Source organism: Curtobacterium phyllosphaerae, from assembly GCF_049341865.1.
Lineage (GTDB): Bacteria > Actinomycetota > Actinomycetes > Actinomycetales > Microbacteriaceae > Curtobacterium > Curtobacterium phyllosphaerae.
On record NZ_JBMPIU010000004.1, the window covers coordinates 358,920 to 372,356 of the forward strand.

Consider the following 13,437-nt stretch of genomic DNA (forward strand, 5'->3'; position numbering starts at 1 on the left):
ACCCCTGGACCACGCCTCCCGAGGAACCGAACCACTGCGGCGCACCGCGCACGTTGCACCACGCACCACGCACCGCGCACCACGCACCACGCACCACGCACCACGATGACGGTCCGGCGCACCGAAGCGTCGAGACCTGAACGACCCGAGACCCGAGCAGCAGGAGACCGATGACCGACCGCGCCGCTTCCACGCCAGCCGAGGCACTCCGCCTCCTCACCGAGGGGAACGTCCGGTTCGCCGCGGACCGCCGCCGTGTCGGCCGCACGGACCCGGAGCGCCGGTCCGAGCTCACCGCGTCGCAGGCACCGTTCGCCACGATCCTCGGCTGCTCCGACAGCCGCGTGCCGTTCGAGCACGTGTTCGACGCCGGGATCGGCGACCTGTTCGCGATCCGGAACGCCGGGCAGATCGCGGACGACGTCGTGCTCGGCTCGATCGAGTTCGCCGTCGTCGCCCTCGGGACGCCGCTCGTCGTCGTCCTCCGCCACACCCTCTGCGGTGCCGTGAACGCCGCGCGGTCCGACGAACCCGTGCCCGCACCGCACCTGCAGGTGCTCGTGGATGCGATCGCCCCGAGCGTCGAGCGGGTCCGCGCGACCGACCCGGGACTCGCGCAGGAGTCCGTCGGCGCCGCGCACCTCGAAGCGACGATGCGGACCATCCTGGAACGCTCGGGCGCGGTGTCCGACGCCGTCGCCGAGGGTAGATTGGCGGTGGTCGGCGCGACGTACGACCTCGAGACCGGCGTGGTGCACGTCGACACGGTCGTCGGGAGCGTCTGACCAGGAACCACCCCGACCAGGAAGGACCACGACGACGTGACCGACACCACCCAGGACATCGACACCGGATCTGCGGGCGACACCGCCGGCGAGTACCGCATCGAGCACGACACGATGGGCGAGGTCCGCGTTCCGGCGTCCGCGCTGTACCGGGCGCAGACGCAGCGGGCGGTGGAGAACTTCCCGATCTCCGGCAGTGGGCTCGAGCCAGCGCAGATCGTCGCGCTCGCGCGGATCAAGCGTGCGGCGGCCATCGTGAACGGGCAGCTCGGGATCCTCGAGCAGGCCACGGCGGACGCGATCGTCGGAGCGGCGGACACGATCATCGGCGGGGCGCACCACGACCAGTTCCCGGTCGACGTCTACCAGACCGGCAGCGGGACCTCATCGAACATGAACATGAACGAGGTGCTCGCCACACTCGCGTCGACGGACTCGCTCCTCGTGCACCCGAACGACCACGTGAACGCCTCGCAGTCCTCGAACGACGTGTTCCCGACGTCGGTGCACGTCGCCGTCACCGCCGCCCTGCTGCACGACCTCGTGCCGGCGCTCGACCACCTGGCCACCGCGCTCGAGGCCAAGTCGTCGCTCTGGGCGGACGCCGTGAAGTCCGGGCGGACGCACCTGATGGACGCCACGCCGGTCACGCTCGGGCAGGAGTTCGGCGGCTACGCACGACAGGTCCGACTCGGCATCGAGCGCGTCCAGGCGACGATCGGCCGCGTGGCCGAGGTTCCCCTCGGCGGGACCGCGGTCGGCACCGGCATCAACACCCCCGCCGGGTTCCCGCAGCAGGTGATCGCCCAGCTCGCCGACGACACCGGGCTGCCGATCACCGAGGCGCTCGACCACTTCGAGGCGCAGGGTGCCCGTGATGCCCTCGTCGAGGCGTCCGGCGCACTCCGTGTCATCGCGGTGAGCCTGACGAAGATCAACAACGACCTCCGTTGGATGGGCTCCGGCCCCAACACCGGACTCGGCGAGCTGCACATCCCCGACCTGCAGCCCGGGTCGTCCATCATGCCCGGCAAGGTCAACCCCGTGATCCCGGAGGCCGTGCTCATGGTCTCGGCGCGGGTCATCGGGAACGACGCGACCGTGGCCTGGGCCGGTGCCTCCGGGGCCTTCGAGCTCAACGTGGCGATCCCGGTGATGGGCACGGCGCTCCTCGAGTCGATCCGGCTGCTCGCGAACAGCACCCGGGCGCTCGCCGACAAGACGGTCGACGGGCTCGAGGCGAACCTCGAGCGGGCTCGGGCCTTCGCCGAGTCGTCGCCGTCCATCGTCACACCGCTGAACCGCGTCATCGGGTACGAGGCAGCCGCGAAGGTCGCGAAGTACGCCGTCGCCGAGTCAATGACGGTCCGCGAGGCGGTCGTCGCGCTCGGGTTCGTCGAACGGGGCGAGGTCACCGAGGAGCAGCTCGACCGTGCCCTTGACGTGCTCAGCATGACCCACCCGGGCTGACCGGCACCGACGTCGCGCGCGCGGGCCGCCGGGGCCGCCGGCCCGCCGCTGAGCCCGCCGAGCCCGCCGAGCGTGCAGTTCCGCCCGGTCCCCGGCGCGAGGACGCGGCACAACTGCACGCTCGGCATCGCCTCCCCGGGCAGGACACGCGTGGCCGGCCCGAGGAAGTGGGCGCGCGAGCGTGCAGTTGCGCCCGGTCCCCGGCGCGAGGACGCGGCACAACTGCACGCTCGGCGTCGCGATCGCGGGCAGGAGGCGCGGGGCGGCCCCGACGGGAGGGACCGCTCGAGTCCTCGAGGAAGCGGGCGCGCGAGCGTGCAGCTCCGCCCGGTCTCCGGAGCGAGGACGCGGCAGAACTGCACGCTCGGCGTCGCCCTCCCGGGCAGGAGGCGCGGGGCGGCCCCGACGGAAGTGGCCGCTCGAGTCCGTGCCGTCGTGAGCAGGAGGCGCGGGGGCCGGCCTCAAGGAAGCGGGCGCACGAGCGTGCAGTTGCGCCCGGTCTCCGGAGCGAGGACGCGGCAGAATTGCATGCTCGGCGTCGCCCTCCCGGGCAGGAGGCGCGGGGCGGCCCCGACGGAAGTGGCCGCGCGAGTCGTCGAGGAAGTGGGCGCGCGAGCGCGCAGTTGCGCCCGGTCCCCGGCGAGAGGACGCGGCAGAACTGCACGCTCGGCGTCACGGGCGGGTGGCGCGGGCGGGTGGCCCGGACGGCGCGGGCGCGTGGAGCGTGCATGGGCTCGACATATCGACGGAGCCGACACCGCGAGGAGACCCGGGCGGCCCAATGGCCCCACCGCATACGGGCCGCCCGGGCATGCGCACCGCGGTGCCGGACCGTTGGCCGTCCCCAGAGCCGGATCCGGCCGTGCGGTGCGCATGGATCAAGGATGGTTCCCGGCGCGGCGGTCGGAGGTCACGCCTCCCGATCATGTGGACAACTGGCCGACTGGACGGATCTGTGCAGGACTCGCCCACTAACCCACCGCGACTGACGCGGACTACACCAAGTCGGGCGAGTCCAGCAGGTCGGTCACCAGCGCCGCGATCGCCGAACGCTCGGACCGCGTCAGCGTGACGTGTGCGAACAGCGGGTGCCCCTTCAGCCGCTCGATGACCGAGGCGACCCCGTCGTGCCGTCCGACCCGCAGGTTGTCCCGCTGGGCGACGTCGTGCGTGAGCACCACCCTGGAGTTCTGCCCGATCCGGGAGAGCATCGTGAGCAGGACGTTCCGTTCGAGGGACTGCGCCTCGTCGACGATCACGAACGCGTCGTGCAAGGACCGTCCGCGGATGTGCGTCAGGGGCAGGACCTCGAGCATGCCGCGCTCGACGACCTCCTCGAGCACGTTGTCGGAGACGAGCGCACCGAGCGTGTCGAACACCGCCTGCGCCCACGGGTTCATCTTCTCGTTCGCGTCTCCCGGCAGGAACCCGAGCTCCTGACCGCCCACCGCGTAGAGCGGCCGGAACACCATGATCTTCTTGTGCTGCTGACGTTCGAGGACCGCCTCGAGGCCGGCGCAGAGCGCGAGGGCCGACTTGCCCGTCCCGGCGCTGCCACCGAGCGAGACGATGCCGATCTCCGGGTCCATGAGCGCGTCGATCGCGAGTCGCTGCTCGGCGGACCGGCCGCGGAGACCGAAGACCTCGCGGTCGCCCCGGACGAGTGCGACCGCACCCTTCGTGTGGACACGGCCGAGTGCCGAGCCGCGCTCCGAGTGGATGACGACGCCGGTGTTCACGGGGACGTCGTCGAGCTCGGCGGAGCGGACCTCCTCGTGCTCGTAGAGGGTCGCCATCTGGTCGCCGGAGATCTCGAGGGTCGCGATCCCGGTGTAGCCGGAGTCGACGGCGAGCTCGGCGCGGTACTCCTCCGCTGCCAAGCCGATCGACGACGCCTTCACGCGGAGGGGCATGTCCTTCGAGACCACGACGACGTCGAGCCCGTCGTTCGACAGGTTCGACGCGACCGCGAGGATCCGCGAGTCGTTGTCGCCGAGCTGCAGGCCGCTCGGCAGGACCGCCATGTTCGAGTGGTTCAGCTCGACACGCAGGGACCCCCCGTCACCGACGGGGACGGGGAAGTCGAGTCGTTCGTGCTCGACCCGCAGACCGTCGAGGATCCGCAGGGCCTGACGCGCGAAGTACCCGATCTCGGGGTCGTTGCGCTTCGACTCGAGCTCGCTGACGACGACGATCGGCAGGACGACCGCGTGCTCGGCGAACCGGAACATCGCCCGCGGATCGCTCAGCAGGACGGACGTGTCGAGCACGTAGGTGCGCTCCGCGGTCGGGACAGGAGCCCCGGCCCCGGCGGACGTGTCCGTGACCCGTCGAGCGGACGCCGAGCCAGCCGGCGTCGAGCCAGCCGGCGTCGAAGCAGCCGGCATCGAAGCAGCCGGCATCGAGCCAGCCGACGTCGAGCCAGCCGGCGTCGACCCAGTCGGCGTCGAGCTATCCGGCATCGAACCAGCCGACACCGAACCAGCCGACACCGCACCGGCGGCACTCGCTGCGGACGTTCCACGGGAGACGTTCTGAGAGGTCACGACCACTCCATCCCCGGGCCGCGCTCGGCCCGGTCCATGTCCTACGGAACGGCCACTGAGCAAGATCCGCGTGAGCAGATCACCTGGGTCGCGAAGCTCCGTCTGTGGCCGCCTCGACCGAGCACCGTGCTCGATGCGGCAAAGCTACGACTGCCCACCGACACGCAGGGGATCGACACGCCACGACCTCGATGACGTTCGTGTGAACGGATGCTGAGTGCCCGGGTGCATCCCCGGGTTCGTCCCAGGGCCCGTCCCAGCACGACCGGCGCATCCCAGCACGACCGGCGCATCCCACCATGCGCGGCGCATCACACCACCGGTGAACGGTCGTACGAGCGATCGAGACCGATGTCAGAGGCCCATCGTGGCGAACGACACGAGCGCGTCGCGGAGCATGCCGAGCGTCTCGTCCGTGGTCGAGGCGAACACCGACACCCGGACGGTGCCGGTCCGCGTCGTGACGGTGACACCGTGGTTGTGCATCGACGCCGTCAGCCACGTCAGCTGCTCCGGTGCCGGTCGGAGCACCACGATGCCGGCGCGCTCGGCACGGTCGCGTGAGGACTCCACCGGCACCCCGAACTCGTCGGCGAGGTCGACGACCCGCTCCACCCGCTCCGCGATGCGTTCCTCGACCGCGGCCACCCCGACGCCGGCGAGCGATTCGAGGGCGACCGCGAGCCGCGCCTGCGACACCGGGTCGACCCGGCTCATCTGGTACCCGGCGGCGCCGGGCAGGACCGACGGCACCTCGCCGGGCGCCCCGGAGGTCCCCTGCGGTCCGGACAACGCCGGGTGCAGACGGTTCAGGGCACGGTCGCTGAACGCCACGAACCCGGTCCCCCAGCCGGCGTGCAACCACTTCTGTCCGCCGGAGGCCACCACGTCGGCGAGCTCGTAGGGGACGTCGATCGCGCCGAACCCCTGGATCGCATCGAGGATCAGCAGCCGGTCGCCGATGACGTCGCGGATCGCCGCGATGTCGGCGCGGTAGCCGGTGCGCCAGTCGACGAGGCTGAGGGCGACGGCGGTGACGTCGTCGGTGAGCCGCGACGCGATGAGGTCGGGCGTCAGCCACCCGGCTCCGGACTCGATCACCACGGGCTGCATGCGCCCGGTGGCCGCCGACGCGCTGGCGAGCGCGAGCGGCAGCGACGGGTACTCGTCCGCGGCGACGAGGACGCCGCCGGTCAGCCCGAACGCGGTGTGGAGCAGGCCCGGGGTCGTCGCGGTCTGGGAGACGACCTGGTCCGGACGGCGTCCGGTGAGCCGCGCGACGACGGTCCGGAGGCGGACGTCCTGCTCGTCGAGGACCTCCATCGCGCCGAACCGCACGTGCTGCTGGATGGTCCCGAGGACGCGCTGTTCCTCGAGCACGGCGGTCTGCACGGGGCCGAACGCGGCATGGTCGAGGTACCCGGGCTCCTCGGCGAACCCGGCGGCGTAGTCGTCGATGGTCGTCACGGTGGGTGGGCCTTTCGTCGTCCTGCATGCCTCAGCGGTCGACCCTCGAGCCGGTGGTCCATGCGCCCACATGGAGACGTGGGCCAGAAGAGCTTACCGAGGAGCGCACGTCCGTGCGGACGCGAGGCCGACGAGCGCACCGACGGGCGTCGGACGGGCGCACCGACGGGCGTCGGACGGGCGCACCGACGGGCGTCGGACGGGCCCCGATCCGGACGGGAGGCGCGGGCCGGGCGGGTGCCGTGCCTCCAGGCCGGCGGATGGTCGCGGCCGTCTGCCGCCGTCAGCCGCCGTCAGCCGCCGAAGCGACGCGAGCGCAGGCCGTAGTCACGGACCGCGCGGAGGAAGTCGACCTCGCGGAGGTCCGGGTAGAACGCCTCGACGAAGTAGAACTCGCTGTGTGCGCTCTGCCAGAGCATGAAGTCGCTCAGCCGTTGCTCCCCCGAGGTGCGGATCACGAGGTCGGGGTCCGGCTGCCCCTGCGTGTAGAGGTGGTCGCCGATGAGCTCCGGCGTGAGCACCTCGGCGAGGTCGTCGAGCGTGCCGCCGCCCTCGCCGTGTGCGCGGACGATGCTCCGCATGGCGTCGGCGATCTCACGCCGGCCGCCGTACCCCACCGCGAGGTTGACGTGCAGCCCGCCGTGGTCCGCCGTGGACTGCTCGGCGGTCTCGAGGGCGTCGACGAGTGGTTCCGGCAGGCCGTCGTTCGCCCCGACGTGCTGCACGCGCCACGTCCGGTGCTGCCCGAGCGCCGCCGCGAGCTCCGCGATGATCGCGGTCAGCTGCTCGAGCTCCTCGGAGTGCCGACCGGTCAGGTTGTCGGCCGAGAGCAGGTACAGCGTGACGACCTCGACCCCGAGGTCGTCGCACCAGGACAGGAACTCCGGGATCTTCCGAGCGCCGGCGCGGTGCCCGTGGGCGGCGGTCTCGAGGCCGAGCTGCTTGGCCCACCGTCGGTTGCCGTCCACGATCATCGCGACGTGCTTCGGCACCTGCGCGCCCGCGAGCTGTCTGCGGATGCGCCGCTGGTAGGCACGGTAGAGGAGGCCTCGTCCCGTCCCGCCGACACCGCTCTGCACCCGACAACGCTAGCGCTGTTCCCCTGGGTGCGACGCACGCCGCCCCCGCACATCGTCCCCGCACCCCGTGGCCGTACAGTGCGGGGATGGACGTTCAGCAGCAGCCGGCGACGCGCCCGCAGGTCGTCGTCCCGGACCTCCGGCCGGTGTGGCGCGGGTGGATCCACCTCGGGACGTTCCCCGCGGCGATCGCCCTCGGGATCGTCCTCGTCTGTCTCGCCGCGACCCCGGCGGCCACGGCGTCGAGCGCGGTGTTCATGGCGACGTCGCTGGTGCTCTTCGGCGTCTCGGCGACCTACCACCGGTTCCCGTGGGGGCCTCGGACCAAGGGCGTGCTGCAGCGCATCGACCACACGAACATCTTCCTGCTCATCGCCGGCACGTACACACCGGTGGCGGTCTGTGCCCTCCCGACGACGTCGGCCACGGTGCTGCTCGTGACGATGTGGGCTGGAGCACTCCTCGGCATCGCGTTCCGGGTGTTCTGGGTCGGCGCACCGCGGTGGCTGTACGTCCCGCTGTACGTGCTCCTCGGCTGTGCGGCGCTGGCGTTCCTCCCCCAGCTGTTCGCGGCGAACGCGGCGATGATGACGCTCGAGCTCGCCGGTGGGGCGGCGTACGTGCTCGGAGCGGTCGTCTACGGCTTCAAGCGGCCGAACCCGTCGCCGACGCTGTTCGGGTTCCACGAGGTCTTCCACGCCCTCACCGTGCTGGCGTTCCTGGCGCAGTGGGTGGGCGTGCTGCTCATCGCGATCGACCCGGTGCGCTGAACCGTCCGGCTCAGCGACCGGACGGCTCCATCGGGGACTGGGGCGCGGGCGCACCACCGCCAAGGCCGTCGTCGAGCTCCTCGCCGCGCTCCTCGGCCTCGAGGCGCTCCCGGATCTCCGCGCGGTAGCGAGTCCGGCGGATGCGTCGTGTCATGTCGACGACGAGCAGGATCGTGACGACTGCGATCGCCGCGATCGCGACGAACCCCGCGACCCCGGGGGTGACGTCGACGTCGGGCACGGTCGACGCGGGTGTGGTCGGCGTGGTCGCCGCGAGCACGACTCCAGCCAGGACGGACATGCTCACGACCGCTGCACCTCCTGCTCGGCCTCGAGCGCAGCCTGGTCGGCCTCCGCCCCGGCGACGGGGTCCGCCGTTCCGGCGATCGGGTCCCCCGGCCCGGTCACGGGGCCCGCCGTCGGCAGGTCGCCCTCGATCGGCACCTCGGCCCGCCCCGGCTCGACGTCCTCGCGCACACCCGTGAACAGGTCCGTCTCCGGCACGGTCGCCGGCACCCGGCTCGCCACCAGCTGGAAGTCCTCGGTCGGCCAGATGCTCGCGAGCAGGTCGTTCGGCCAGAAGAAGAACGCACTGTCGGTCGGGACCTGGCTCGCGTGGGCCCGGAGCGCGGCGTCCCGGGCGTCGAAGTACGCGCTGACGTCGACGTGGGTCGTCGCGAGGTCCGGGCGGTCGGCGAACCGCTCCATGAACTCGCCGAGCTGCTGGACGCCGGGGTCATCCGGGGTCCGCTCGGACAGCGCCGCGTACACGGTCCGGAACCGCGCCGGGTTCATCGTCCGCTCGTAGTACAACTTGCTCATCACCCACGGTGCACCGGCGTCCGGGTAGCGGTCCGGGTCGCCGGCGTCGCGCCATGCCGCCATCGAGATCTCGTGCGTGCGGATGTGGTCCGGGTGCGGGTACCCGCCGTTCTCGTCGTACGTGACCATCACGTGCGGACGGAACCGCCGGACGATCCGCACCAGGTTCTCGGCGCTCGTCGCGATCGGCACGGTCGCGAACGTGCCCGGGCGGACGGTCTCGCCCTCCTCGGCGTCCGGCAGTCCGGAGTCGTGGTACCCCAGCCAGACGTGGTCGATGCCCATCGCGGCCTGTGCGGCGGCCATCTCGGTCCGCCGGTAGCCGGCCATGTCGCGGTCGGCGCGGGCCCGTGCCGGGAACGGCAGCTGCTCGTTGAGCACGTCGCCGGCCTCGCCGCCCGTGCACGACACGACGAGCACCTGGGCACCCTCGGCGACGTACTTGGCCGCCGTCGCGGCACCCTTGCTGGACTCGTCGTCCGGATGGGCATGGACTGCGATGAGTCGCAGTGGCACGGGCGTTCCTCTCGGTTCGGCGCACACCCCGGTGGCCGTCTCCGTACAGGCAGCGGGCGACACCGTGAACTACGCTCGTCCCAGCGTAATCGACCAGGAGTTCCCGAACTGTCCGCTTCCCAGCCCCCCGCCGCCCCCGGCGGACCGACGACCCCCGACACCCGGGCCGCGCTCGACGCTCGCTACGGACGTTCCCCGGCGCGGCGACGACGGAACCTCGTGCTCGCCGGGGCGGTCGCCGTGTTCATCGCGGTCGTGTTCTCGGTGTGGGCCATCTGGGCCGGACCGGGCGAGACGACCAAGGGCCTGGACTCCGACGACATCGGGTACACCGTCCGGTCCGCCGAGCTGACGAACGTCCGCTCGCAGGTGTCGGTCGACCCGGGGACGACGGCACGGTGCGCCATCCAGGTGCTCGACAAGTCGTTCACGATCGTCGGCTGGAAGGTCGTCACGCTGCCGCCGTCCGCGCAGCAGACCCGGACGATCAGCACCGACGTGCGGACCAGCTCGCGGGGCGTCACCGGCTTGATCAACAAGTGCTGGATCCCTTAAGCTGCTGTGATTCGCACGCGAGGTCGGTCCTGCTGACCGGTCTCGGTCTTCCGGGCCGACAGATCCGAGCAGCTCGGCTGAAGGAGAACCACATGAGCAACGACATCCAGACCACGTGGCTGACGCAGGAGGCGCACGACCGTCTGCAGGCCGAGCTCGACACCCTGAGCGGCGAAGGTCGTACCGAGATCGCGCACCGCATCGAGGCCGCGCGAGAAGAAGGCGACCTCAAGGAGAACGGCGGCTACCACGCCGCCAAGGACGAACAGGGCAAGATCGAGGCCCGCATCCGACAGCTCACCGAGCTCCTCCGCACCTCGACCGTCGGCGAAGCCTCGGACGACGGCACCGTCGAGCCAGGCACCGTCGTCACGGCGACCATCGCGGGCGACGCCTCGACGTTCCTCGTCGGCAACCGCGAGATCGTCGCCGAGGGCACCGACCTCCAGGTCTACAGCCCGATCAGCCCGATCGGCGCGGCCATCATGGGCCTCCGCGCCGGCGACTCGGCGACGTACGAAGCACCGAACGGCAAGGAGATCGCCGTCCAGGTGCAGGACGTCAAGCGGTACCAGCCGTAACCTCGCGTCGAACGCCCCCGTCCGGAGATCCGGACGGGGGCGTTCGTGCTGTGGTGCACCGTTGGTGCCGTGGTGCGCGGGGTGTGCGGCGATCGGACGGGAGGCACGGGCCGGGCCGGATCCGCGCCTCCCGTCCGGAGCAGGGTCGTTCCCGCTGCCGCGTGCTCCCGCTGGAGGGTGCTCCCGCTGGAGCGCGCTACTGCTGTACCTGGGGCCGGAACCCGGCCTCGTGCAGCCGCTCCTGGACCGCGGCCGCGTGCTCCGGACCGCGGGCCTCGATCGACAGGTCGAGCGCGACCTCGCTGATCTCGAGTCCGGACCCGTGCCGCGTGTGCAGGACCTCGACCACGTTGGCACCGGCGTCGGAGATGACCTGCGCGACCCGCGCGAGCTGCCCGGGGCGGTCCGGGAGCATCACCCGGATGCCGACGTAGCGCTGCGCCGCGACGAGACCGCGGGTGATCACCCGCTCCATCATGAGCGGATCGATGTTGCCGCCGGAGAGCATCACGACGGTCCGCCCCGTGCCGGTGACGGCCCCGGCCATGATCGCCGCGACGCCGACCGCGCCTGCCGCCTCGACCACGAGCTTCGCGCGCTCGAGCAACAGCACGAGCGCTCGGGCGACGTCGTCGTCGGAGACCGCGACGATCTCGTCGACGAGGTCGCGGACGATCGGGAAGTTCGTGTCGCCGGGACGGGCGACCGCGATGCCGTCCGCGATCGTCGGGGTCGTCGTGATCGTCGTCGGCGTCCCGGCCGCGATCGAGCCGGTGTAGGACGCGGCGTGCTCGGACTGGACGCCGACGACCCGGATGGATCGCCCGGTGCGCTCGGCCATGCCCTTGAGCGCGATGGCCATGCCGGAGATGAGACCGCCGCCGCCGATCGGGATCACCACCGTGTCGAGGTCGGGGACCTGTTCGAGGATCTCGAGGCCCAGGGTGCCCTGCCCCGCGATGATGTCGGGGTGGTCGAACGGCGGGATGAACACCGCACCGGTCGTCGCCGCGAACTCCTTCGCGGCCGCGAGCGCTGCCTCGACCGAGTGCCCGTGCAGGACGGTGTCGGCGCCGTAGCCGCGGGTGGCCTGCAGCTTCGGGAGCGCGACACCGACCGGCATGAAGATCGTCGCGTGGACACCGAGCTCGCGGGCTGCGAGGGCGACCCCCTGCGCGTGGTTGCCGGCACTCGCGGCGACGACACCCCGCGCGCGCTCGTCCGGGGTCAATGACGACAGGCGGTTGTACGCACCGCGGAGCTTGTAGGCCCCGGTGCGCTGCAGGTTCTCGCACTTGAGGTGCACCGGGGCGCCGAGCACCTCGGCGAGGAACTGCGAGGTCTCCATCGGCGTGACCCGGACGACGCCGGCGACGACGTCACGCGCGGACTCGATGTCCGCGAGCGTCGGGCGCGGCGGGGGCGGCGTGGTCCTCGACGGCTCCGTGTACGTGTCCACCGAGTGCGACGTCGCCGGTTCCGGAGTGCGGTCGGCGTCGTCGCTCATGCGGCCGGTCCCTGCTCCGCCGACGCCGTTCCCTTCTCGGCCGCGGGCTGCTTGTCCGCACCGGGCGCCGGGACGTCGTCGCCGGCCTTGTGCCGACGGCCGCGCGACAGGTTGATCCGGCCGTGCTGTCCGCGCTTCGGGGTGGCTTCGAGCACGTGGTCGGAGTCGAGCCCCCGCCACCGACCGCTCGAGATCGTGGTCACCATCGAGTTCAGGGTCGCGATGAGCGGCACGGCGAAGAACGCTCCGGCGATGCCCGCGAGCCCCGAGGCCGCCGTGACGCCGAGGACGACCGCGAGCGGGTGCACCTTGACCGCGTTGCCCATGACGAGCGGCTGGAGGATGTGGCCTTCGATCTGCTGGACGAGCAGGATCACGCCGAGCACCAGCACCGCCGCGAGCGGACCGTTGAAGATCAGGGCGATGAAGACGGCCAGGAACCCGGTGACGATCGCCCCGACGACGGGGATGAACGCCCCGAGGAACACGAACACGGCGATCGGGACGACGAGCGGGAGTCCACCGAAGAACAGGCCGACGATGTACGCGCCGCCGCCGATGCCGACCGCGTCGACGAAGGCCACGAAGATCTGCACGCGGATGAAGCTCGTCAGCGTGATCCAGCCCGAGACGCCCGCACCGTCGACCGCGGCGCGCGCTTTCTTCGGGAACAGGCGGACCGTCCAGCGCCAGACGTTCTTGCCGTCGATCAGCAGGAAGATCGTGGTGAACAGGATGATGAACAGCGCTTCGAACGCATGGGTCGCACTCGACGCACCGCTCGCGACGCCGGACACGATCGAACCCGAGTTCTCCTGGACCCACTTGGTCGCGTCGTTCAGGAGGTTGTTGACGTCCTTCTGGGTGATCCCCAGTCCGGAGTTCAGGACGAGGTCCTTGATGTTGGCGTACTGCGAGACGGCGCGGTCCCGGAGCGACGGGAACGAGGAGATGATCTGGTCCACGACGAGCCAGAGGAGTCCGGCGACCGCCGCGATCCCGCCGACGAGGCTGATCACCACCGCAGCCCACTTGGGCACGTGGTGCCGCTGCATCCAGTTCGAGATGGGCACGAGGAGCGCCGAGATGACGATGCCGACGAGGAACGGGATGAGGATCTGGCTGAAGATCGTCATCAGCCAGATGAACAGCGCGATGACACCGACCACCACCAGGATCCGCCAGCTGAAGGCGCCGGCGATCCGCATGCCGACGGGCACGGATTCCTCGACCACCGGGTCGGGGTGTCGTTGTCCGCGGCGTGCGGATGCGGAACGCTCGAGGGCGTCCGTGGTCTTCTTCTTGCCCCAGGCCATTCGGCAAGTGTATGCGGGGCACC

General features: G+C 71.4%; 13 protein-coding genes. 6 read left to right on the forward strand and 7 right to left on the reverse strand.

Going from position 1 to position 13,437, the window contains the following annotated elements; genetic code table 11:
- Nucleotides 1–170 precede the first annotated feature (170 nt).
- A complete protein-coding gene (locus ACO0E0_RS09715; RefSeq protein ID WP_422871201.1) occupies nucleotides 171–785 on the forward strand; it encodes a carbonic anhydrase in 615 nt (204 codons plus the stop codon).
- A 36-nt stretch (nucleotides 786–821) separates the two neighbouring features.
- Nucleotides 822–2,255: a class II fumarate hydratase gene (locus tag ACO0E0_RS09720; protein ID WP_422871202.1), complete on the forward strand. Its 1,434-nt coding sequence runs from the start codon at nucleotides 822–824 to the stop codon at nucleotides 2,253–2,255.
- A gap of 995 nt (nucleotides 2,256–3,250) precedes the next feature.
- On the opposite strand, the gene ACO0E0_RS09725 is transcribed toward ACO0E0_RS09720, so the two are convergent.
- On the reverse strand, nucleotides 3,251–4,642 hold the full coding sequence (locus ACO0E0_RS09725) for an RNA 5'-3' helicase PhoH2 (RefSeq protein ID WP_422871203.1): 1,392 nt from the start codon (nucleotides 4,640–4,642) through the stop codon (nucleotides 3,251–3,253).
- Here ACO0E0_RS09725 and ACO0E0_RS09730 point away from each other — a divergent pair.
- The gene (locus ACO0E0_RS09730; protein ID WP_422871284.1) at nucleotides 4,578–4,793 is read left to right on the forward strand and encodes a hypothetical protein; all 216 of its coding nucleotides are present in this window, start codon (nucleotides 4,578–4,580) and stop codon (nucleotides 4,791–4,793) included. The genes ACO0E0_RS09725 and ACO0E0_RS09730 overlap by 65 nt on opposite strands.
- Nucleotides 4,794–5,155: 362 nt before the next feature.
- Here ACO0E0_RS09730 and ACO0E0_RS09735 read toward each other — a convergent pair whose 3' ends face one another.
- On the reverse strand, nucleotides 5,156–6,268 hold the full coding sequence (locus ACO0E0_RS09735) for an aminotransferase class V-fold PLP-dependent enzyme (RefSeq protein WP_422871204.1): 1,113 nt from the start codon (nucleotides 6,266–6,268) through the stop codon (nucleotides 5,156–5,158).
- Nucleotides 6,269–6,561: 293 nt separating this feature from the next.
- Complete coding sequence (locus ACO0E0_RS09740) at nucleotides 6,562–7,347, reverse strand: isoprenyl transferase (RefSeq protein ID WP_422871205.1); 786 nt, start codon at nucleotides 7,345–7,347, stop codon at nucleotides 6,562–6,564.
- 86 nt (nucleotides 7,348–7,433) lie between these two features.
- On the opposite strand from ACO0E0_RS09740, the gene trhA reads away from it, so the two are divergent.
- Nucleotides 7,434–8,117 (forward strand): PAQR family membrane homeostasis protein TrhA, encoded by a 684-nt coding sequence (gene trhA, locus ACO0E0_RS09745; protein WP_422871206.1) that lies wholly within the window; start codon nucleotides 7,434–7,436, stop codon nucleotides 8,115–8,117.
- 10 nt (nucleotides 8,118–8,127) lie between these two features.
- Here trhA and ACO0E0_RS09750 read toward each other — a convergent pair whose 3' ends face one another.
- Both ACO0E0_RS09750 and mca read right to left on the reverse strand, forming a co-directional pair.
- The gene (locus tag ACO0E0_RS09750; RefSeq protein ID WP_422871281.1) at nucleotides 8,128–8,418 is read right to left on the reverse strand and encodes a hypothetical protein; all 291 of its coding nucleotides are present in this window, start codon (nucleotides 8,416–8,418) and stop codon (nucleotides 8,128–8,130) included.
- Nucleotides 8,419–8,420: 2 nt separating this feature from the next.
- Nucleotides 8,421–9,455: a mycothiol conjugate amidase Mca gene (gene mca / locus ACO0E0_RS09755; RefSeq protein ID WP_422871207.1), complete on the reverse strand. Its 1,035-nt coding sequence runs from the start codon at nucleotides 9,453–9,455 to the stop codon at nucleotides 8,421–8,423.
- Between the two features lie 219 nt (nucleotides 9,456–9,674).
- Between mca and ACO0E0_RS09760 the strand changes: the two genes are divergently transcribed.
- On the forward strand, nucleotides 9,675–10,010 hold the full coding sequence (locus tag ACO0E0_RS09760; RefSeq protein ID WP_422871208.1) for a DUF4307 domain-containing protein: 336 nt from the start codon (nucleotides 9,675–9,677) through the stop codon (nucleotides 10,008–10,010).
- 92 nt (nucleotides 10,011–10,102) lie between these two features.
- Nucleotides 10,103–10,591, forward strand: a complete 489-nt coding sequence (gene greA / locus ACO0E0_RS09765; RefSeq protein ID WP_422871209.1) for a transcription elongation factor GreA — start codon at nucleotides 10,103–10,105, stop codon at nucleotides 10,589–10,591.
- 196 nt (nucleotides 10,592–10,787) lie between these two features.
- Here the strand turns inward: greA and ilvA are convergent, their stop codons facing one another.
- Both ilvA and ACO0E0_RS09775 read right to left on the reverse strand, forming a co-directional pair.
- Complete coding sequence (gene ilvA / locus ACO0E0_RS09770) at nucleotides 10,788–12,098, reverse strand: threonine ammonia-lyase (protein ID WP_422871210.1); 1,311 nt, start codon at nucleotides 12,096–12,098, stop codon at nucleotides 10,788–10,790.
- Nucleotides 12,095–13,414: an AI-2E family transporter gene (locus ACO0E0_RS09775; RefSeq protein ID WP_422871211.1), complete on the reverse strand. Its 1,320-nt coding sequence runs from the start codon at nucleotides 13,412–13,414 to the stop codon at nucleotides 12,095–12,097. The genes ilvA and ACO0E0_RS09775 overlap by 4 nt, the downstream gene beginning before the upstream one ends.
- Nucleotides 13,415–13,437 lie beyond the last annotated feature (23 nt).